The organism is Roseococcus sp. (assembly GCF_965227005.1).
Lineage (GTDB): Bacteria > Pseudomonadota > Alphaproteobacteria > Acetobacterales > Acetobacteraceae > Roseococcus.
Window position 1 is genome coordinate 186,694 of the sequence record NZ_CBDDFJ010000021.1, and the last position, 20,744, is coordinate 207,437.

Genomic DNA, 20,744 nt, shown 5'->3' on the forward strand with positions numbered 1-20,744 from the left:
AGACTTCGAAGTGAGCCCTTGCGAACGAAGAAGACTCTAACGCACCCGCAGCGCCGCGACCTCCTGCCGCAGCGCCCGCACCTCCTGCACGAGGAGGCGGATCTCCCGTCGCTCCTCGCCCTTGGCAACCTCCTCGGCCACGATCTCGCCGCGATCGCGGTCCTCGCGCAGCGTCTGGATGCTGTCCACGATCACGCCGATGAAAAGGTTCAGCACAACGAAGGTCGAGAGGATGATGAAGGGCAGGAAGAAGACCAGGGCGAGGGGCACGGCCTCCATGGCCGGCTTCACGATATTGGCCCAATCGTCCAGCGTCATGAGTTGGAAGAGCGTGAAGAGGCTCTCGCCCAGCGCGCCGAACTGCTCGGGCATGGCCTCGCCGAAGAGCTTGGTCGCCATCACCGCGAAGACATAGAAGATCAGCGCCATCAGCAGCACGATGCTACCCATGCCCGGCAGCGCGCCGAGCATCGCCTCGACCACGTGGCGCAGCGAGGGCACCACCGAGATCAGCCGCAGCACCCGGAGCACGCGAAGCGCCCGCAGCACCGAGAGAGGTCCGCTGCCCGGCAGCCAGGCGACGCCGACCACCGCCAGATCGAAGAGACCCCAGGGGTCGCGGAAGAAGCGGCCACGGAAGGCGTAGATGCGCAGACCGATCTCGGCGGTGAAAAGCCAGAGCAGCACGTCGTCAATCAGACTCAGCGCCGGGCCGATGCTGGCCATTGCCGTCGCGCTCGTCTCGAGGCCGAGGGTGACCGCGTTCAGCAGGATCAGCCCGGTGATGACGTACTGGAACCTCGGCGAGAGGACGAGGCGCGCCACGCGCGAACGGATATCGTCGCCGGCGTGTTCCGCCGTGAGCGCTTCCTGCATGTCCGATTCTCCATATTTCGGACAGGAATGACCGCGCTGCGGCGCGGCATCAAGCCCCCGTCGGAGGGCCAGTCAGGCGATCGGGCCGAGGATCCGGACGAGGGCCGGGATCTCGCCGCGGTCCACCTGGCTCCGGACGAAACGACTCAGGGCCGCCAGGCGCGGTGGTAGGGGTGGTTCGTCCGGATGCACTGCGCCCGGAACAGCTGCTCCGTCAGCAGCGCGCGGACCAGCAGATGCGGCCAGGTCAGCGGGCCGAGCGACAGGCGATGCTCGGCACGGCGGGTGACGGCCTCATCCAGCCCCTCGGCGCCGCCGATGGCGAAGCAGACGGGCCGCGCGGCCTCTTCCCAGCGACTGGTCAGTGCGGCGAGAGCCTCGCTCGACGGCGCGGCGCCGCCCAGGTCCAGCGCGACCAGCAGCGCGTTGGCGGGCAAGGCCGCGAGGATCGAAGCACCCTCCCGCCGGCGGATCTCCGGCGGGCTGCCGGCCGCATCCGCCAGCTCGACGAGGTCGAGCGGCGGCCGCAGCCGGGCATTGTATTGTGCGAAGAGCGCGCCCTCGGCGCCGGATTTGAAGCGCCCGACGGCGAGGAGCCGTGCCTTCAAATGGGCGACTGCTCGCCCGGTCCGGCCTCGCCCACCGGGCTGTCGGGACCCCACATCTTCTCCAGGTCGAACTTCAGGCGCGCTTCCGGCTTGAAGAGATGGATGATGAGGTCGCCGCAATCGATCAGCACCCAGTCCTCGCTGGACTGCACGGAGTCGCGGCGGAGCTTCAGCCCCTCCTCGCCCAGCGCCTGGTCGATATGCGAGGCCATCGCCTGGATCTGGCGGTCCACCTGGCCGGTGGCGATGATCAGCCAATCGGCATAGCTGGCGCGCGTGCGGACATCGAGGACGACGATGTCCTCGGCCTTGTCGTCATCCAGGCTCTTGCGGGCGGCCTCGACGAGACGCAGCAGCCGATCCGGATCGGTCTTGACCGAACGCCGCTTGGGAGCGGCCTTGACCTTGGCGACAACCGGCTTGGCGGCCTTCGCCGCTGCCTTGGGGGCGGCGCGAACCGTGGCCGTCGTGCGCGGCGCCGGCTTGGCCGGGGCGGCGGCAGGCTTGGCGAAGGCACGCGTCTTGGTCGTCGTCGGCTTGGCGGCCGCACGGGGACGGGTCGGCCGATCCTCGGACGCGGTCGCGCGAGACTTCGGCGCGGCGGTGCGGGCGCGCGAAGGCGTCGCGGCGGCAGAGGCGCGGGTCGGCCTCGCGGCAGGCTCAGCGGCAGCGCGCGAACGCGGCGCGGCAGTGCGCCCACGGGTCAGCGTCGCAACCGGCTCGGCGGCAGCGCGCGAGCGGGGAGCGGCGGTGCGGCCGCGGGTCGGCTTCACTTCCGGCTCAGCGGCAGCGCGCGAGCGAGGAGCGGCGGTGCGTCCGCGGGTCGGCTTCACTTCCGGTTCAGCGGCAGCGCGCGAGCGGGGCGCAGCAGTGCGCCCACGGGTCGGCGTCGCAACCGGCTCGGCGGCAGCGCGCGAGCGGGGAGCGGCAGTGCGTCCGCGGGCCGGCTTCGCTTCCGGCTCGGCGGCAGCGCGCGAGCGAGGAGCGGCGGTGCGTCCGCGGGCCGGCTTCACTTCCGGCTCGGCGGCAGCGCGCGAACGCGGCGCGGCGGTGCGCCCACGGGTCGGCGTCGCAACCGGCGCGGCGGTGCGGGCGCGGGCCGGCTTGGCTTCCGGTTCAGCCGCGGCGCGCGAGCGGGGGGCGGCGGGCTTCGCGGCGGCGGCGCGGCTCTTCGGGGCGGGCTTCGCCGCCGTGGTCCGTGCGGGGGCCTTGCGGGCCGGCTTCTTCGTGTCGTCTGGGGTCCGCGCCATGCGCCGAAATCTTTCTTCTATTCAATGGGGCTGGAGGCTGCCCGGATGGCAGTGGCCGAAATGGCCCGCTCCGCGGCCGGCACGAAGCACCAGGGGGCCCCCGCCGTCCACCGCGAATTGAGCAGGGAAGCTGCGCGTCGGCGGCGATGCCGCAACGTCGAAGCCGCCTGCCCGTGCAATGCGGCCCTGCTGTAGCCCGGCCGAGGCAAGACCGCCAGCGGAACATGGCGCAGCATCTGCCGCCAGCGCCGCCAGCGCGGCAGCTGGATGAGGTTGTCCGCCCCCAGGATCAGCACGAAGCGCGCGCGCCGGAACCGCTTCTGCAGCAGCGACAGGGTCCGGTGCGTGTAGCGAGAACCCAGCTTCCGCTCGATATCGGTCGCGATCACGCGCACGCCATCCGCCGCCTTCCGCGCGCTCGCCAGGCGTTCGGCGAAGGGCGCCATGCCCTTGGCGGGCTTCAGCGGATTGCCCGGCGAGACCATCAGCCAGACCTCGTCCAGGCCAAGCGCGCGCCGCGCCGCGCGCGCGACATGCACATGGCCGTGATGGGCGGGGTTGAAGCTGCCGCCCAGGAGACCGATGCGCCGCCGGCGCCCGTCACCGTATCGTCCCGGTCCATGATTCAACGCGTTCGGATGCTCACATCGACCGGCTGGGCCAGCAGGCCGTCATAGCGCACGGTATAGCTGCGGCCCGCCTCGGCCGCGACGGCCGGCGAGAAACCGCCGAGCGAGATATACTGCCCCACCTGCATGCGCAGGCCCCGCCGCGCGAGATCCTCGGCGAGCCAGGGGATCACGTTCAGCGGATGGCCCAGCAGCGCCGTCCCCGGCGCGCGCGCCAGCTCCCGCTGGTCGCTGGCCAGCGTCACGGTCATGGTGCCGAGCCGCGCAGCGAAGTCCTCCGTCGCCTGGACGGGGATGGCCTCGCCCACCACGCCCAGTCGCGCGCCGACATTGATGGCGAGCAGGTTCGGCCCGTCCATCCCGCCGGAGAGCACGAGGTCGGGCATCTCGATGAAGGGGATCACGAGGTCGATGGCGCGCAGCACGTCGAGATGCGTGCGCGCCTGATTGATCGCGTCGCTGCTCACGCGGACCAGAAGATCAGCCTCGATGTTGGGAACCGCGCCGAAGCGCGCCGGCACCTCGCCGCCCGAGCGCAGGGCGATGGTCTGCTGATAGATCGTTCCCACCACGGGCTGCGGCACGCCGAAGCGCTGCTGGGCGGCGGCGTTGGTCAGCCCGACCTTGTAGCCGACCGGCTGGCCCAGATGCGGCACCATCAGCGGCACCAGGATGTCCTGCGCGCATTGCCCGTCGGCCAGCCCCGTCATGCCGGTCAGCGCCGGCACCGGCGTATTGGCGAGGATGGAGCGCGAGAGCGCCTGCATCGTCTCCGCCGAGGGACAGGCGGCGAGCGCCGGGCCGAAGGTCGCCAGGCTGGCCGCCGCGGCGAGGAGCAAGGTGCGCATGATGGTTCTCTCCCGTGTTTCGGGTGAGCCTAATCCCTCGCCGCGCCGCGTGAACATGGAAATCCGCCCCGCATCCTAGCCGCGAACCTGCCCGTTCCCCGTGATCCGGTAGCGGAAGGTGCAGAGCTGCTCGAGGCCGACCGGGCCGCGCGCGTGCATCCGCCCCGTGGCGATGCCGATCTCGGCGCCGAAGCCGAATTCGCCGCCGTCGCAGAACTGGGTGGAGGCGTTCCACAGCCCCACGGCGGAATCGATGCCGCCCAGGAACCGCTCCGCCGCCGCGGCGTCCCCGGTGACGATGCACTCGGTGTGCTCGCTGCCATGCCGGCGGATATGCGCCAGCGCGCCGTCGACGCCATCCACCACGGCCACGTTCAGGATCGCGTCCAGCCACTCGGTGGAGAAATCCGCCTCGGTGGCGGCCGGCAGGACGGGCATGATCGCCCGCGCCCGGGCATCGGCATGGAAGGCGCAGCCGGCGGCGGCGAGGTCGCCCAGCAGCAGCGGCAGCAGGCTGGGCGCGATCTCGGCGTCGATCAGCAGCGTCTCGGTCGCGCCGCAGACGCCGGTCCGGCGCAGCTTCGCGTCCATCAGGATGCGCCGCGCCATCTCCGGCTCGGCGGCCTTGTGGATGTAGGTGTGGCAAAGCCCCTCGGCATGGGCGAGGACGGGAACCCGCGCCTCCTCCATCACGCGGTTCACGAGGCCCTTGCCGCCGCGCGGGATGATGAGGTCGATCAGCCCCGCCGCGCGCAGCATGGCGCCGACGAAGGCGCGGTCCTGCGTGGGGGCGAGCTGCACGGCATCCTCGGGCAGGCCCGCCTGGCGCAGGCCGGCGCGCAGGCAGTCCGCGATGGCATGGGCGGAACGCGCGCTCTCGCTGCCGCCGCGCAGGATCACGGCCGAGCCCGCCTTGAGGCAGAGCGCGCCGGCATCGGCGGTGACGTTGGGGCGGCTCTCGAAGATCATGCCGATCACGCCGAGCGGCTGGGCCACGCGGGCGATGTGCAGCCCGTTCGGGCGCGTCCATTCGGAGAGGACGCGGCCCACGGGATCGGGCAGCTCGGCGATCTCGTCCAGGCCCAGGGCCATGGCCTCGACGCGCGCGGGGGTGAGCGTGGCGCGGTCCAGGAAGGAGGAGGAGAGGCCGGGCGCGCCAGCGAGATCCGCCGCGTTCGCGGCAAGGATCTCATCGGCGCGCGCCCGCAGCGCGGCGGCGGCGAAATGCAGCGCCGCGTCCTTGGCCGGTCGATCCGCCCGCGCGAGCGGGACGGCCGCCGCGCGGGCGGCGCGGGCGGCGGTGTCGAGCAGCGTGGCGGTGTCGTCGGTCAGGGCATTCATGTCGGTCACTCCTGTGACCGACATAGGACCGCGCCCCGCTTGCGGCTACCCCCGCCGTCTTACCCCTCGGGTGTCGCGCCGCTCGCGCGGACCAGCGGCGCCCAGCGCTGGGTGTCGGTCCGGATCGAGGCCGCGAGCTCCGCCGGCGAGGAGGGATAGGCCTCCAGGCCGCGCCGGGCGAACTCGGCCTGCAGCTCCGGCGCCTTCAGCACCTGGGTCAGCGCCGCGGTCATGCGCTGGACCACCGGCTCGGGCGTGCCGGCCGGGAAGAGCCAGGAATCCCAGTTGCTGACGCTGTAGCCCTCGAGGCCGGCCTCGGCCACCGTCGGAAGATGGGGCATCAGCGGGCTGCGCGTGGCGGTGCCGATGGCAAGCGCCCGCAGCCGCCCGGCCTCGATGGCCGACTGCACGGTGGGCGTGGTCGCGAAGCCGTAATCGACATGGCCGGCCAGGAGGTCGGTCGCGAGCGGGCCGCCGCCGCGATAGGGCACATGCAACGTCTTGGTTCCGGCCAGATGGTCGAAGAGAACCGTCGCCAGATGGCCGATCGAGCCGGTGCCGGAATTGCCGGCGCGGATGGATTCCGGATCCCGCAGGAGGGCGGCGCGCAGGTCCGCCACGCTGCGCCAGGGCCGGTCCGCCGGGCAGACCAAGAGATTGGCCACCGTCATGACATGGGAGATCGGCGCGAAGCTCGTCATCGGGTCGAAGGTCAGCGAGCGGAAGAGCGTGGGATTGACCGTCATCACGCCGGCATTGCCCTGGAAGATCGTGTAGCCGTCGGGCGTGGCGCGGGCGACGGCATCGGCAGCGATATTGCCCCCGGCTCCGCCCCGGTTCTCGATCACAAGCTGCTGGCCGAGCAGGGCCGAGATCCGCGGCGCCAGCATGCGCGCCGCCACGTCGGAGGAACCGCCCGCCGCGAAGGGCAGCACCACGCGAATGGGGCGTGACGGCCAGTCCTGCGCGCGGGCGACGGCCGGCAGCGCGAGTCCGGCGAGAAGGGCGGTGCGACGAAACATATAACGGAGTCTTTCCAGTGAAGCGGCCGGAAACTAGGCGCGGCCTAGCATCAGGGAAAGCATGCGGAAGTCACCGAATTCTGGACAAGAGTTGGGAAATACCCCGGATTGGACCGATACCTGTCCATCTCCTGGGCAAAACGGATCAGTTGGCCGTCCGGATCCTGTCCCAGGAACTGTCGCCTCCTCGATCTCGATCATGGCGAAACCCGCATCAGAGGCGAGGCCGGCGGCGCAATCGGTGACGCCGAGCCCTGGAATAAGAGAAGGACCGGACATTCAGGGAGACCTACAGGTTTGCAGGGGGAGGGGAATGGTTTAGGTCCAAGGGTCACATCTTCCCCCAAGGACCGATGCCAGATATCCGTATAGCCCCCTCCCTGCTCGCCGCCGATTTCTCCCGCCTGGGCGAGGAAGTGCGCGCGATCGAGCAGGCCGGCGCGGACTGGCTGCACCTCGACATCATGGACGGGCACTTCGTCCCGAACATCAGCTTCGGCCCGAGCCTCATCAAGGCCCTGCGGCCGCACAGCAAAATGCCCTTCGACGTGCATCTGATGATCGCACCGGCGGACCCCTACCTCGCCGCCTTCGCCGAGGCCGGGGCCGACCTCATCAGCCTGCATCCCGAGGCCGGCCCGCACATCCACCGCAGCCTCCAGACCATCCGGGCGCTGGGGAAGAAGGCGGGGGTGGTGCTCAATCCCGGCACGCCGGTCGATGTGCTGGCCCATCTGATGGACCTGGTGGACCTCATCCTGGTGATGTCGGTCAATCCGGGCTTCGGCGGGCAGTCCTTCATCACGAGCCAGCTCAGCAAGATCGCCACGCTGCGGCAGATGATCACGGCCTCCGGCCGGGACATCGCGCTCCAGGTGGATGGCGGCGTCACCGTGAAGACCGCGCCCGACTGCATCGCGGCCGGCGCGGACGTCCTGGTGGCGGGCACGGCCGTCTTCGGCGCGCCGGATTACGCGGCGGCGATCACTTCTTTGAAGGGAGTGCGTTGATGTCCGACATGATGCGCAACGCCCGAAAGCTCTTCTCCAAGCTCAAGCCCATCCGCGTGCCCGACGCCCCGGCACGGGTTTTCCGCGACCTCTGGCCCGGTGACGCCAATCGCGGCGCGCGGCTGCTGCGCGGCGAATTCGAGGTGGCGGGCAGCGTCCGCCAGCTCGACAGCTGGGGCCCCGCCTCCGGCCCGACGCCCTGGCGCCAAGCTGCCCACAGCTTCGCCTGGCTGCGGGACCTGCGCATGCTGGGCACCGACGCCGCCCGGGTGAAGGCGCGCGACCTCGCCGAGGACTGGCTGGCCCGCGGCACCGCCGAGCCGATGGCCCTGGCGCCCGAGGTCGCCGCCGCGCGCATCTCCTCCTGGCTCGGCCATTGGGACTTCCTCGCCGCCACGGCCGAGGACGGCTTCCGCCGCGCCTTGCTCCAGCGCATGGCCCTGGACGGGCGCGCCATCTCGGGCTCGCTGCCGGCCGAGGCCGCGCATCGCGGCGCGCTGGTCGTGCTCAAGGGCACCATCGCCGCCGCTGTCGCGCTGGAAGAAGAGGCCTGGCTCACCCGCGCCCTGCGCTTCCTGCCCGGCGAGCTGGAGCGCCAGTTCCACACCGATGGCGGCCATGTCGAGCGCAGCCCGGCCGTGCAGATGCTGGCCCTGCAGGACCTCATCGAGATCCGCAACCTGCTGAACGGCTGCGGCGTGAACTCGCCCCCGCAGCTCTCCACCGCGCTGGACCGCGCCGGCCAGGCCCTGCGCCTCTTCCGCCACGGGGACATGGCGCTGGCGCTGTTCAACGGCACCCGCGAGGAGGCGCCGGCTCTGGTCGACGTCGTCCTCACCCAGGGCCAGGCCAAGGGCCGCGCGCCCATGCTGCTGGAGGAGACCGGCTTTCACCGCCTCGCCGCCGGCCGCACCCTCATCATCGCCGATTGCGGCGCGCCGCCGCCCGGCCGCGCGCCGGACCCCGCCTCAGGCCTGCCGCGCGGGGCCGATCGCGGGGCGCATGCCGGCACCCTGTCCTTCGAGATGTCGATCGGGCGGGATCGCCTCATCGTGAATTGCGGCGCGGCCCCGGCCGCCGAGGCCGGCTGGCGCGACGCGATGCGCGGCACGGCCGCCCATTCGACGCTCATCCTGTCCGACACCAACAGCAGCGAGCTCAAGGAAGAAGGCCTCGGCCGGCGTCCCGAGCGCGTGGAGCTGGAGCGCCAGGAGGCCAATGGCGCCCAATGGCTCGAAGCCGGGCATGACGGCTACCGCCGCACCCATGGCGTGATCCACCGCCGCCGCCTCTATCTGTCGGAATCGGGCGACGACCTCCGCGGCGAGGATGCGCTGGAGCCCTTCCCCGGCCCGGCCGTCCCCTGGGCCCTGCGCTTCCACCTGCATCCGGGCGTGACCGCCGTGCTGCAGGAGGAGGAGGGCGGCGTGCTCATGCGCCTGCCGGGCGGCCAGGGCTGGCGCTTCCGGGCGCGCGGCGCGCGGGTGGCGCTGGAGGAAAGCGTCTACCTCGCCGCCGATCCCCGCCGGACGAGCCAGATCGTCCTGACCTCGGATGGCGAGGCCGAGACGGTGCAATGGGCCGTCAGCCGTGTCATTTCGGGCGGCACGCCAGCCAGCGAGACGCCGACGGACGGCTGAGCCTCGCCGTGAAGGTCCTCCAGCTCACCAATGTCGATTTCTCGCTCCGGCACTTCCTTCTGCCGGTGATGCGGGGCGCCCGCGCGCGCGGGCATGAGGTGGTGGGCATCTGCGCCGAGGGCCCGCTGCTCGACATCCCCCGCGCCGAGGGCTTCCGGATCATCCCCGTGCCCATGGCGCGCAGCTACGACCCCCGCCGGCACGTGCCGGCCTTCCGCGAGCTGCGGCGGATCATCCGCGAGGAGAAATTCGACCTCGTCCACGCGCATATGCCCATTGCCGGCATCCTGGCCCGCGCGGCCGCCAAGGCCGAGGGCGTGCCCCACATCGCCTATACCTGCCACGGCTTCCTCTTCAACCAGCCCGGGCCCTGGTGGCGCCGGGGGCTGTCGCTGGGGGTGGAATGGCTGGGCGGGCGGATGACCGACACCTTCCTGACGGTTTCCGAGGAGGAGGCGCGCGATGCGCGACGGCTCTTCATCCATCGCGGCGCGACCGCCACGCGCAACGGGCGCGACCCGGCGATCTTCCATCCCGATGCCGGGGCCCGCGCCGCGCTGCGGGCCGAGATGGGCGTCGGTGAGACGGATTGCGTCGTCATCGGCATTTCCCGCCTCGTCCGCCACAAGGGCTGGCCGGAGCTGCTCCAGGCCATGGAACGGGTGCCGAACGCGCATCTGTGGGTGGTGGGCGAACGGCTCGCCTCGGACCACGGCGAGGACATGGCCCCCCATTTCGCCCGTGCCGCCGAGATCATGGGCCCGCGCCTGAAGATGTTGGGCTACCGCCACGACGTGCCGCGCTGGCTCCAGGCCGCCGACATCTTCGCCTTGCCGAGCCATTTCGAGGGCCTGCCCATGTCCGTCATCGAGGCGATGCTGACCGGCCTGCCCGTCGTCGCCACCGATATCAGCGGCTGCCGCGAGCAGGTGGTAACGGGCGAGACCGGCTATCTGGTGCCGCCCATGCAGGTTTCGGGCCTCGCCGATGCGCTGGCACGGCTGGCGGGCGACGCCCCGCTGCGGCAGAGGATGGGCGCAGCGGGCCTGGCCCGCGCCCGCTCCCTTTTCACCGAGCAGGTCGTGGTGGACCGCACCCTCGACCTCCTTGGGCTATGATGGAGGTCTGCATGACCGAATCCCTTCCGATCCGCCGCGCCCTTCTCTCCGTCTCCGACAAGACGGGCATCGTGGAATTCGCCCGCTTCCTCGCCGATCGCGGCGCGGAGATCCTCTCGACGGGCGGGACGGCCAAGGCCATCCGCGACGCCGGCATCCCGGTGAAGGACGTCAGCGAGCACACCGGCTTCCCCGAGATCCTCGACGGCCGGGTGAAGACCCTGGTGCCGCAGGTCCATGGCGGCATCCTCGGCCGGCGCGACGAAGCCTCGCATCTCGCGCAGATGGACGAGCACGCCATCGCCCCGATCGATCTGGTGGCGGTGAACCTCTATCCCTTCGAGGCGACGGTCGCGAAGGGCGCCGCCTTCGAGGACTGCATTGAGAATATCGACATCGGCGGCCCGGCGATGATCCGCAGCGCCGCCAAGAACTTTTCCGGCGTCGTGGTCTGCACGGAGCCCGCGCACCTCGCCCGCGTCACCGCCGAGATCCAGGCCGAGGGCGGCACGTCGCTGGCGCTCCGCAAGGAGCTCGCGGCGGCGGCTTACGCCCGCACGGCGGCCTATGACGCCGCCATCTCCGGCTGGTTCGCCGGGCAGCTCGGCCAGGAATTCCCGCCGCGCCTCGCGGTGGCGGGCATCCTCAAGCAGACGCTGCGCTACGGTGAGAACCCGCATCAGCAGGCCGGCTTCTACCTGAGCGGCGCGAGCCGCGCGGGCATCGCCACGGCGCGCCAGGTGCAGGGCAAGGAGCTGTCCTACAACAACCTGAACGACACCGACGCCGCCTATGAATGCGTCGCCGAATTCGACAAGCCCGCCATCGTCATCGTGAAGCACGCCAATCCCTGCGGCGTGGCCGAGGGCGCGGACCTCGCCTCCGCCTGGGACAAGGCGCTGCTCTGCGACCCCGTCTCGGCCTTTGGCGGCATCGTGGCGGCCAACCGCAAGCTGGATGCGGCCGCGGCCGAGAAGATCGCGGCCATCTTCACCGAGGTGGTGATCGCGCCCGACGCCGATGAGGCCGCCATGGCCATCTTCGCCAAGAAGAAGAACCTGCGCCTGCTGCTGACCGGCGGGCTGCCCGACCCGGTCTCCCCCGGCCTGTTCTTCAAGAGCGTGGCGGGCGGCTTCCTCGCTCAGTCGCGTGACGCCGGCCGCGTGACGGCCGAGACGCTGAAGATCGTGACCCAGCGCGCGCCGACCGAGGCCGAGATCGCCGATCTCCTCTTCGCCTTCCGCGTCTGCAAGCACGTGAAGTCCAATGCGATCATCTATGCCAAGGGCATGGCGACGGTCGGCATCGGCGCGGGCCAGATGAACCGCGTGGAGAGCAGCCGCATCGCCGCCTGGAAGTCCGAGGCCGCGGCCAAGGCGGCCGGCCTGTCCGAGCCGCTCGCCAAGGGCAGCGTCGTGGCGTCGGACGCCTTCTTCCCCTTCGCCGACGGCCTGGAGACGGCGGCGGCGGCTGGGGTGACGGCCGTGATCCAGCCGGGCGGCTCCATCCGCGACGCCGAGGTGATCGCCGCCGCCGATGCGGCCGGGCTCGCCATGGTCTTCACCGGGATGCGCCACTTCCGGCACTGAGCCTTCGGCCCGGAACGGGTTCGCACGACGCCGCAATTGGTGTTCATCTGCCGCCGCGACCCCCGCGAGAATCGGGTCGCGGATGGAATCTGAGCGATGACGGTCGAAGTGGTGCTGCTGGGCCTGGTGGTCCTTCTCCTGCTGGCGGTGCTCGCCGTGCTGCTGACGCGGCGCCCGCCCGCCGATCCCCTGCTGCCGCTGCTCCAGCTCGGACAGGAGCGCCAGGCCACGGCGCTGGCGACGATGAAGGAAGCGCTGGCCGGCGACATCGCCCGCCAGAAGACCGAGCTTTCGCTGGAACTCTCCGGCTTCACCGCCGAGCAGACCCGCGCACTCGGCGCCGCGATGCTCCGTCAGACGGAATCCCTGGGCGCGACGGAGAAGGCGCTGCTGGAGCGCCTCGCCGCCGGCGCGACGCTCGCGCAGGAGGCCTCGGCCGCGCAGACCAAGGCCGTCAGCGCCGCCATGCTCAAGCAGGCGGAATCCCTGGCAGCGACCGAGAAGGCGCTGCTCGAGCGTCTCGCGACCGGCGCGACGCTCACGCAGGAAACGACCGCCGCGCAGACCAAGGCCGTCAACGCGGCGATGCTGAAGCAGGCGGAATCGCTCACCACCATGCAGACCTCGCTGCTGGAGCGCCTGACCGCCGATGCGAAATCCACGCAGGAGGCGATGAGCGCCGAGACGGCGCGCTCGCGCGACGTGCTCGACAAGAAGCTCACCGAGATGCGCGAGAACAGCGAGAAGCGTCTCGCCGAGATCCAGAAGAGCGTGAACGAGCAGCTCGCCGGCGCGGTCGAGAAGCAGATGAACGAGAGCTTCAACCGCGTCATCGACCAGTTCACCGCCGTGCAGAAGGCGATGGGGGACGTGCAGGCCGTCACCGCGCAGATCGGCGACATCAAGCGGCTCTTCGGCAATGTGAAGACGCGCGGCGGCTGGGGCGAAACCCAGGTGAAGGCGCTGCTGGACGACATCCTCCCCGAGGGCTCCTACGAGACCAATGTGCGCCTGCGCGAGGGCAGCTCGGACTCGGTCGAGTTCTGCGTGGTCATGCCCATGTCTGGCAGCGAGCGCGTGCTGCTCCCGGTGGATGCGAAATTCCCCATCGAGGATTACGAGCGCCTGCTCACGGCGTGGGAGGCCGCGGACCCGATCGCCGAGGCGCTGGCGCGCAAGGGCCTCGAGAACCGCATTCGCGGCGAGGCCCAGAAGATCGCCCAGAAGTACATCTGCCCGCCGCGCACGGTGGAATTCGGCGTGATGTACTTGCCGACCGAGGGTCTCTACGCCGAGGTGGCGCGCATCCCCGGCCTCATCGACGACGTGGGCCGCGTGCATCGCGTGCTCATCCTCGGGCCGACGCTGCTGCCGGCGCTGCTGCGGACCATCCAGCTCGGCCATGTCACCCTGGCGTTGTCGAAGAACGCGGAATCGGTGCGTGAACTTCTCTCCGCGACCAAGGCCGAGATGGGCAAGATGGACGGCGTGCTGAGCTCGCTCGGCAAGCAGGTGGGCACCGTGGCCAATACCATCGGCAAGGCGCAGGTCCGCACACGGGCCATCACGCGCAAGCTGCGCGGGATGGACGCGCTGCCGGGCGAGCGCGTCGACCAGATCTTCGAGATCGAACAGGAGATCGCCGAGGACGAAGAAGCATGAGCCTCCCCCAGCTTCAGTCGGCGCTGGGCCTCGTCCTGCTGTGCCTGCTGTGCTGGGTCATGGGCGGCTGCAAACGCCACGTCTCCTGGCGCGTCGTGATCGGCGGGTTGGTTTGCACGATCGGCGTGGCCGCGCTGCTGCTGAACGTACCGCCCCTGCGCGCGCTCTTCTCCCTCTTCGGCCGCATGGTGGACGCGCTGGCGCGCTCCACCCAGGCGGGCACCTCGCTCGTCTTCGGCTATCTCGGCGGCGCGCCGCTGCCCTATGCCGAGACGGCGCCGGGCGCGAGCTTCATCCTCTTCTTCCAGGCGCTGCCCATCGTGCTGCTGGTCGGCGCGCTCTCGGCGCTGCTCTATCACTGGCGCGTCCTGCCCTTCGTGGTGCGCGTGCTGGCCGTGGCGCTGAACCGGCTGCTCGGCCTCGGCGGCGCGGCGGGCTTCTCGGTCGCGGCGAACGTCTTCGTGGGCATGGTGGAGGCGCCGCTGCTCATCCGGCCCTGGCTGAGTCGCCTCACCCGCGCCGAGCTCTTCGTCGTCATGGTCGCCGGCCTCGCGACCATCTCCGGCAATATGCTGGTGGTCTATGTGCTGATGATCTCCTCGCTCGTGCCGGATGCGGCGGGGCATCTGCTCACCGCCTCGCTCATGGGCGCGCCGGCGGCGGTGCTGGCCGCGCAGCTCATGATCCCCTCGACGGGCATCACCCAGGGCGAGGCCGAGGCGCCGCGCCTCTATTCCAGCAGCATGGAGGCGCTGGTCCAGGGCATCGCCGACGGGCTGCAGCTCCTCCTCGGCATCATGGCCGCGCTGGTCGTCTTCGTGGCGCTGGTGGCGCTGGTCAACGAGATCGCGCAGCCGATCCTCGGCCTCACGCTCCAGCAGATCGCGGGCTGGCTCCTCTGGCCGCTGGCCTGGGCCATGGGCGTGCCGGTCGCGGAGGCGCAGACGGTGGGCCAGTCGCTCGGCATCAAGCTCGTGATCAACGAGTTCGTCGCCTATCTCGACTTCGCGCGCGGCAGCGGCGAGGCGCTGGCTCCCCGCACGCGGCTGATCCTCTCCTATGCGCTTTGCGGCTTCGCCAATTTCGGCTCGGTCGGGATCATGCTGGGCGGGATGTGCACCCTCTGCCCGGAGCGTCGGCCGGAGATCGTGGCCCTCGGCCTGCCGGCGCTGGCGGCGGGCACCGTTGCCTGCTGCATGCTCGGCGCGGCGGTCGGGGTGCTGACGCCGCCCTAGCATCGCGATAGGCTCGCGCATCAGCCGGAGCGCGATATGTCCAACCTCGTTCACCGCAATCTCAACGTGGCCCCGCCCATCGCCGTCTCGGGCAAGGGCATCTGGCTGCGCGAGTCCTCGGGCCATGAGGTGATCGACGGTTCAGGCGGCGCGGCCGTCGCCTGCCTGGGCCATGGCCATCCGCATGTGCTCGCCGCCATGCGCGCGCAGCTGGAACAGCTGACCTATGCCCACACGGCGCTCTTCTCCTGCGAGAGCGCGGAGAAGCTCGCGGACATGCTGGTCGGCCACGCGCCGGGCGGGTTGACCCATGCCTATTTCGTCTCCTCCGGCAGCGAGGGGATGGAGGCCGCGATCAAGATGGCGCGGCAGTATTTCGTCGAGATCGGCCAGCCGCAGCGCAAGCACTACATCGCGCGCCGGCAGAGCTATCACGGCAACACGCTCGGCGCGCTCTCGGCCGGCGGCAACGCCATGCGCCGCGCGCCCTATGCGCCGATCCTGAGCCCGGCCTTCAGCCATGTCTCGGCCTGCTACGCCTATCGCGACCGCGCCGACCACGAGAGCGACGCCGACTACGTCCAGCGTCTCGCCGACGAACTGGAGGCCGAGTTCCAGCGGCTCGGCCCCCAGAACGTCATCGCCTTCTGCGCGGAGACGGTCGTCGGCGCCACGCTCGGCTGCGTCGCCGCCCTCCCCGGCTATTTCCCGGCGATGCGCGCGGTCTGCGACCGGCATGGCGCGCTGCTGATCCTCGACGAGGTGATGTCGGGCATGGGCCGATGCGGCACCATGCATTCCTGGGAGCAGGAGGGCATCGTCCCCGACATCCAGGTCATCGCGAAGGGCCTCGGCGGCGGCTACCAGCCGATCGGCGGCATCCTGGCGCAGGGCAAGGTCATCGAGGCGATCCGCACCGGCTCGGGCGGCTTCATGCACGGCCACACCTACCAGGCGCATCCCATGGCCTGCGCCGCCGCGCTGGCCGTGCAGGAGGTGATCGCCCAGGAGAACCTGCTGGGCAACGTCCAGGCGATGGGCGCGCTGCTGGAGCAGCGGCTGACCGAGCGCCTCGGCAATCACCGCAACATCGGCGACATCCGCGGCCGCGGTCTCTTCTGGGCCATCGAGCTGGTGCAGGACCGCGGCACCAAGGCCGTCTTCGACCCCAAGCTCAAGATGAACGAGCGCGTGAAGAAGGAAGCCTATGACCGCGGCCTGGGCTGCTACCCGATGGGCGGCACGATCGACGGGCTGCAGGGCGACCACGTGATCCTCGCGCCGCCCTATACGGTGACGGCCGCCGAGGTGGAGATGATCGTCGAGCGCTTCGGCGACGCGGTGGAGGCCGCGCTGGCCGGCTGATTCAGCGCCGCGCCTTGAAGGCGGCGGCCAGCGTGCCGTCGTCCAGCACGTCGAGCGCCCCGCCCATGGGCACGCCCTGGGCGAGGCGCGTCACCGGCACCTTCGTGGATTCCAGCCGGTCGGCGAGGTAATGCGCCGTGCTCGCGCCCTCGACGGTCGCGGGCAGCGCCAGGATGATCTCGCGCGCGCCCAACGCGCGGGCCAGCAGTTGCGGGATGGCGAGGTCGTCCGGCCCCACCCCGCCCAGCGCCGAGAGCGTGCCGCCCAGCACGTGATAGGCGCCGTGATGCGCCTGCGCCCGCTCCAGCGCCCAGAGCTCGGCCACGCCCTCGACCACGCAGATCAGGCCCTGGTCGCGCTGGTTGTCCGAGCAGATGTGGCAAGGGTTGCTGGCGTCGAGATTGCCGCAGTTGGAGCAGGGCTTCACCGCCGCCGCCGCCACGCGCATCGCCTCCGCGAGAGGGAGCATGCGGCTTTCCGGCTCCATCAGCATCCGCAGCGCTGCCCGGCGCGCGCTGCGCCGGCCAAGGCCGGGCAGCTTCGCCAGAAGCGCGATCAGGTGCTCGACGGGATCGTTGGGCCGCATCGCCTCAGAAGGGAAGTTTCAGCCCGGGCGGGAGCGACATGCCGGCCGTGGCCTGCGACATCGCCTCGGCCATCGTGGCCTCGACCTTCTGCTTCGCATCGGCATGGGCGGCGACGATGAGATCCTCCAGGACCTCGCGATCCTCGGCCGTCATCAGCGAGGGGTCGATGGAGATGCCGCGCAGGTCGCCCTTGCCAGTCAGCCGGACCTTCACCATGCCGGCGCCGGCCTGGCCCTGCACTTCCGTGGATTCCAGCTTGGCCTGCATCTCCGCCATGCGGGACTGCATCTGCTGGGCCTGCTTCAGCATATTGCCGAGATTCTTCAATCAATCCTCCTCTGGGATATCGGGGTCGAAGCCCGCCGGCTCGGCCTCGGGCGGGGCGAAGTCCGGGAAATCCGGCTCGTCCTGCGCCTGGACCGGCAGCAGCCCGTAGGCATCGACGTTTTCGTCGCGCACCGCATCGAGGGTGGCGCCGGGAAACTCCTGCAGGATCATCTGCACGAGCGGATGGTTGAGCGCCGCGGTCCGCCGGTCGGTCTCGGCGCTGCGCGACTGCTCGGCGATGGTCGGCTCGCCCTCGGCATTGGAGAGCGCGATGGTCCAGCGCTCGCCGGTCTTGGCCTCGAGCAGGGCGGAAAGCTGCGCGCCGAGGTCGCGCGGGGCCTGGGGCCGCACGCGGATCTCGACCTGGCGCTTGGCCACGCGCACGGGATGCACGTCATGCAGCAGATGCGCGTGCAGCAGGGCATGGGTGCCGGAGGCGAGCGCCACGACTTCGCGCCAGGCGGTGGGCTGCGGGCGCGTCTCGACGAAAGGCGCGGGCTCGGCGGCCATCATCGCGCCGCCACCACCCATGGCCCGGAGGCCGCCGCCGTTCGGCGCGGGACCGGGCGAGCCGGAAGCCACGGAGCCACCCGATTCGAGGCGCTTGAGGATATCGCCGGGCGTCGGCATCTCGGCGACATGGGCGAGGCGGATCAGCACCATCTCGGCCGCCGCGCGGCGATCGGGGGCGATCAGCACCTCCTCGATGCCCTTGAGCAGCATCTGCCAGGCGCGCGTGAGCATCGGCACCGAGAGCTTCGTCGCCAGGGCCGCGCCGCGCACGCGCTCCGTCTCGGGAATGCCGGCATCCTCGCGCAGCGCGGGGATGGCCGCGAAGCGCGTCAGCATATGCACCTGCTCCAGCAGGTCGTTCATGATGGTCGCGGGGTCCGCGCCGCGCTCATGCGCCTCGTCCATCCGGCGCAGCGCGGTCGGCAGGTCGGCGGAAAGCACCGCGTCCAGCACGTCGAAGACCAAAGCGCGGTCGGCGAGGCCCAGCATGTCGCGCACGCTCTCGGCCGCGACGCCGCCGCCTTCGCCCGCCAGCGCGATCGCCTGGTCCAGCAGCGAAAGGCCATCGCGCACCGAGCCATCGGCGGCGCGGGCCAGCATCGCCAGCGCGCCCTCCTCGATCTCGGCGCCCTCTTTCCCCGAGATGCCGCGGAAGTGGTCGCGCAGGCGCTCCTCGGGAACGCGCTTCAGCGAGAAGACCTGGCAGCGGCTGCGGATGGTGATGGGCACCTTCCGCAATTCCGTCGTGGCCAGGATGAAGGTGATGCTGGGCGGCGGTTCCTCAAGCGACTTGAGCAGGGCGTTGAACGCCTGCTCCGTCAGCATATGGACCTCGTCCAGGATGAAGACCTTCTGGCGCCCCTGGGCAGGGCGGAAGCGCAGCGCCTCGCGCAGCTCGCGCACATCGTCGATGCCGCGATTCGAGGCGGCGTCCATCTCGATCACGTCGGGGTGGCGATCGGCGAGGATGGCCACGCATTCCGGGCAGACGCCACAGGGGTCGGCCGTGGGACCGCCCTTGCCGTCCACGCCGATGCAGTTGAGCGCGCGGGCGATGATGCGCGCGGTGGTCGTCTTGCCCACGCCGCGCACGCCGGTCAGCAGGAAGGCATGGTGGACCCGGCCGCGCGCGAAGGCGTTGCGCAGCGTGCGGACCAGCGCCTCCTGGCCGATCAGGTCGTCGAGCGTCTGCGGCCGGTATTTCCGGGCCAGGACGCGATAGGGCATGGGCTTCGCGGCGACGGGGGCCGTTGGAATGGGGGCCGCGGGGATGGACGCGGCGAGAACCGGCGCGGGCGGCGGATCGTCGAATCCGAAAAGGCCCGGTCCCTCGGGGGCCGGCGGCTCGGGAATGTCCTCCCAGGGGAGCACCTTCGCCCCGTCGCCTGCTGCCCCCTCTGGGCCGATGTCGCCGATCAGATCGCTGGGCATCGTCCGCACCGAAGAGGGAGCCATGAGGTGGAAGGCCGGCATCGACCCGAGCAAGAACCCGTTGCGGCTGCTTCCTTCCGGACCTGACCGGTTTGGCGAGGAGCCCGTCCGCGCCGACCTTCCGGGGGTGCATATAGCATGCCCGCTCGTCCGTTGCATGGGGGGTGGGGCAGGTTAACGTCGCGCCATGCGAATGGCTGACCGGAACCCAAAGCGGCTCCGGCGCGGTGCGGGCGAAACCCGCACGATCCGGGGGCGTTCCATTCCCATGACCGAAGACAAGCACGTCCTTACCGCGACCGAGGCCCGCCAGGGAACGACCCCGAACATCGTCCGATGGGTCCTGATCGGGGGACTGGTCCTGGTGATTCCGGCCCTGGGCGTCGCCTGGTATCTGACCGCCGGCTGAACCGCACGCCCCCTCAGTTGGCGGCCCGGCGCGGGCATGGCAGGTTGCGGCCATGCTCATGATCCCTGCCAGCCGCGAGAACGTCTATACGGGCAGCCCGCTCGACCGGTTGTCCGGCCAGCGCGACGACGCCGCCTTCATCGAAGCCCAGCTGGCCGACGAGGCCGCGCTCTTCGTGCCCGTCTGGCGCTCGCGCAGCCTTATGCGCGGCGTGGAGCAGGGCCAGCCCGAGGCGGTGCTGCTCTCGCGCTCCGGCGCCGAGGCGGTTCGCATGGCCGGCGGCCCCTGGGCCTTCCTCGGCCTGTGGGAAAAGCGCCCGATCTTCGCGGTGGACTGCTCCCACACCGACGACCCCCTCCCCCTCCTGCCCCCCGAGATGGGCGCCTTCAGCGACCTGCGCGGCGTGGCCGGCCTGCTGCCGGAGGGCGAGGCCAGCGTGCTCGCCCATGCGCGCGGGCTGATGCACTGGCGGGTGAAGCATCGCTTCTGCGGCGTCTGCGGCACGGGCACCGAGCCGCGCAGCGCCGGCAACGCTTTGGCCTGCCCCAGCTGCGCCGCCCAGCATTTCCCCCGCACCGACCCCGCCGTCATCATGCTCGTCGTGCGCGGCGACCATTGCCTGCTCGGCCATTCCACGCGCTTCCCCAATGTGAAGATGTATTCGACACTGGCCGGCTTCGTGGAGCCGGGCGAGAGCCTCGAGGAGGCCGTCCGCCGCGAGGTGATGGAGGAGGCCGGCATCTCCGTCGGCCTCGTGCGCTATCATTCCTCCCAGCCCTGGCCCTTCCCGGCCTCGATCATGCTCGGCTTCTACGGCGAGGGCCTGACCGAGCAGATCGTGATCGACCCCGAGGAATTGCAGGATGCCCGCTGGTTCAGCCGCGCCGAACTGCGCGACCCCGCGGCCCATGGCTTCGCTTTGCCGCGTGTCGACTCGATCGCGCGGCGCCTGATTGAGGATTGGCTGGCGGCATGAAGCGTTTGATTTTCCTGGCCCCGCTCATGGCAATCGGCTGCGGCGGCCTGGTCCCCATCGCCCCGCCCCCGATCATGACGGACGATCAGTGCCGCGCCGAGGCGACGAGCTCGCGCGACGTGCGCCTCGTCTCGCGCGAGGCGAATTCCGACAATTATGCCAATATGCGGCAGGTCCAATCCGACCGGAACACGGCGCTGCGCGAGGTCTACGAGACCTGCATGCGGGCCCATGGCCGGCCCTTCGGCGGCGGGGTGGAGCCGGTCCTGCGGACCAATTAGACGAACGCCCCTGGTGAAATCCCCTCG

Annotated in this window: 20 protein-coding genes and 1 other RNA gene; 10 read left to right on the forward strand and 11 right to left on the reverse strand. The window is 70.9% G+C overall.

Annotated features, from left to right (window positions below):
• Positions 1 to 36 precede the first annotated feature (36 nt).
• The 7 genes from ACO057_RS12030 to ACO057_RS12060 form a co-directional block, all read right to left on the reverse strand.
• On the reverse strand, positions 37 to 876 hold the full coding sequence (locus tag ACO057_RS12030) for an ion transporter (protein ID WP_421991976.1): 840 nt from the start codon (positions 874 to 876) through the stop codon (positions 37 to 39).
• Positions 877 to 1,022: 146 nt separating this feature from the next.
• Positions 1,023 to 1,484 (reverse strand): 23S rRNA (pseudouridine(1915)-N(3))-methyltransferase RlmH, encoded by a 462-nt coding sequence (locus ACO057_RS12035; RefSeq protein WP_421991978.1) that lies wholly within the window; start codon positions 1,482 to 1,484, stop codon positions 1,023 to 1,025.
• The gene (gene rsfS, locus ACO057_RS12040; RefSeq protein ID WP_421991980.1) at positions 1,481 to 2,734 is read right to left on the reverse strand and encodes a ribosome silencing factor; all 1,254 of its coding nucleotides are present in this window, start codon (positions 2,732 to 2,734) and stop codon (positions 1,481 to 1,483) included. Before rsfS ends, ACO057_RS12035 begins: the two co-directional genes overlap by 4 nt.
• 17 nt (positions 2,735 to 2,751) lie before the next feature.
• A complete protein-coding gene (locus ACO057_RS12045; protein ID WP_421991982.1) occupies positions 2,752 to 3,363 on the reverse strand; it encodes a nicotinate-nucleotide adenylyltransferase in 612 nt (203 codons plus the stop codon).
• Complete coding sequence (locus ACO057_RS12050) at positions 3,360 to 4,211, reverse strand: 2-keto-4-pentenoate hydratase (protein WP_421991984.1); 852 nt, start codon at positions 4,209 to 4,211, stop codon at positions 3,360 to 3,362. Before ACO057_RS12050 ends, ACO057_RS12045 begins: the two co-directional genes overlap by 4 nt.
• Positions 4,212 to 4,286: 75 nt before the next feature.
• Positions 4,287 to 5,552 carry a glutamate-5-semialdehyde dehydrogenase gene (locus ACO057_RS12055; protein ID WP_421991986.1) on the reverse strand — a complete coding sequence of 422 codons (1,266 nt, stop codon included), beginning with the start codon at positions 5,550 to 5,552 and terminating at the stop codon, positions 4,287 to 4,289.
• 59 nt (positions 5,553 to 5,611) lie between these two features.
• The gene (locus ACO057_RS12060; protein ID WP_421991988.1) at positions 5,612 to 6,574 is read right to left on the reverse strand and encodes a Bug family tripartite tricarboxylate transporter substrate binding protein; all 963 of its coding nucleotides are present in this window, start codon (positions 6,572 to 6,574) and stop codon (positions 5,612 to 5,614) included.
• 353 nt (positions 6,575 to 6,927) lie between these two features.
• Between ACO057_RS12060 and rpe the strand changes: the two genes are divergently transcribed.
• From rpe to ACO057_RS12095, 7 genes are all read left to right on the forward strand, one after another.
• On the forward strand, positions 6,928 to 7,584 hold the full coding sequence (gene rpe, locus ACO057_RS12065) for a ribulose-phosphate 3-epimerase (protein ID WP_421991990.1): 657 nt from the start codon (positions 6,928 to 6,930) through the stop codon (positions 7,582 to 7,584).
• Positions 7,584 to 9,224, forward strand: coding sequence for a heparinase II/III family protein (locus tag ACO057_RS12070; protein WP_421991992.1), 1,641 nt, complete (start codon positions 7,584 to 7,586; stop codon positions 9,222 to 9,224). The genes rpe and ACO057_RS12070 overlap by 1 nt, the downstream gene beginning before the upstream one ends.
• A gap of 8 nt (positions 9,225 to 9,232) precedes the next feature.
• Positions 9,233 to 10,342, forward strand: a complete 1,110-nt coding sequence (locus ACO057_RS12075; protein WP_421991994.1) for a glycosyltransferase family 4 protein — start codon at positions 9,233 to 9,235, stop codon at positions 10,340 to 10,342.
• 11 nt (positions 10,343 to 10,353) lie between these two features.
• On the forward strand, positions 10,354 to 11,931 hold the full coding sequence (gene purH, locus ACO057_RS12080) for a bifunctional phosphoribosylaminoimidazolecarboxamide formyltransferase/IMP cyclohydrolase (RefSeq protein ID WP_421991996.1): 1,578 nt from the start codon (positions 10,354 to 10,356) through the stop codon (positions 11,929 to 11,931).
• Between the two features lie 96 nt (positions 11,932 to 12,027).
• Positions 12,028 to 13,593 carry a DNA recombination protein RmuC gene (rmuC, locus tag ACO057_RS12085; protein WP_421991998.1) on the forward strand — a complete coding sequence of 522 codons (1,566 nt, stop codon included), beginning with the start codon at positions 12,028 to 12,030 and terminating at the stop codon, positions 13,591 to 13,593.
• Positions 13,590 to 14,828 (forward strand): NupC/NupG family nucleoside CNT transporter, encoded by a 1,239-nt coding sequence (locus ACO057_RS12090; RefSeq protein WP_421992000.1) that lies wholly within the window; start codon positions 13,590 to 13,592, stop codon positions 14,826 to 14,828. The genes rmuC and ACO057_RS12090 overlap by 4 nt, the downstream gene beginning before the upstream one ends.
• A 36-nt stretch (positions 14,829 to 14,864) precedes the next feature.
• Positions 14,865 to 16,193, forward strand: coding sequence for an aspartate aminotransferase family protein (locus ACO057_RS12095; protein WP_421992002.1), 1,329 nt, complete (start codon positions 14,865 to 14,867; stop codon positions 16,191 to 16,193).
• Position 16,194: 1 nt separating this feature from the next.
• Here ACO057_RS12095 and recR read toward each other — a convergent pair whose 3' ends face one another.
• The 4 genes from recR to ffs all read right to left on the reverse strand — a co-directional run bounded on the left by recR (position 16,195) and on the right by ffs (position 19,174).
• Entirely contained in the window at positions 16,195 to 16,779 is a 585-nt protein-coding gene (gene recR, locus ACO057_RS12100) for a recombination mediator RecR (RefSeq protein ID WP_421992004.1), read from the reverse strand.
• Positions 16,780 to 16,783: 4 nt separating this feature from the next.
• The gene (locus ACO057_RS12105) at positions 16,784 to 17,107 is read right to left on the reverse strand and encodes a YbaB/EbfC family nucleoid-associated protein (protein WP_421992006.1); all 324 of its coding nucleotides are present in this window, start codon (positions 17,105 to 17,107) and stop codon (positions 16,784 to 16,786) included.
• The gene (locus ACO057_RS12110) at positions 17,108 to 19,051 is read right to left on the reverse strand and encodes a DNA polymerase III subunit gamma/tau (RefSeq protein WP_421992008.1); all 1,944 of its coding nucleotides are present in this window, start codon (positions 19,049 to 19,051) and stop codon (positions 17,108 to 17,110) included.
• A 26-nt stretch (positions 19,052 to 19,077) separates the two neighbouring features.
• Positions 19,078 to 19,174: signal recognition particle sRNA small type (ffs, locus tag ACO057_RS12115), an RNA gene on the reverse strand.
• A 145-nt stretch (positions 19,175 to 19,319) separates the two neighbouring features.
• Here ffs and ACO057_RS12120 point away from each other — a divergent pair.
• Genes ACO057_RS12120 through ACO057_RS12130 form a run of 3 tightly spaced genes read left to right on the forward strand, consistent with a single transcriptional unit; the run spans position 19,320 to position 20,717 of the window.
• Entirely contained in the window at positions 19,320 to 19,460 is a 141-nt protein-coding gene (locus ACO057_RS12120) for a hypothetical protein (RefSeq protein ID WP_421992010.1), read from the forward strand.
• Positions 19,461 to 19,512: 52 nt separating this feature from the next.
• On the forward strand, positions 19,513 to 20,436 hold the full coding sequence (gene nudC, locus ACO057_RS12125) for an NAD(+) diphosphatase (RefSeq protein ID WP_421992012.1): 924 nt from the start codon (positions 19,513 to 19,515) through the stop codon (positions 20,434 to 20,436).
• Positions 20,433 to 20,717, forward strand: a complete 285-nt coding sequence (locus ACO057_RS12130) for a hypothetical protein (RefSeq protein WP_421992014.1) — start codon at positions 20,433 to 20,435, stop codon at positions 20,715 to 20,717. The genes nudC and ACO057_RS12130 overlap by 4 nt, the downstream gene beginning before the upstream one ends.
• Positions 20,718 to 20,744 lie beyond the last annotated feature (27 nt).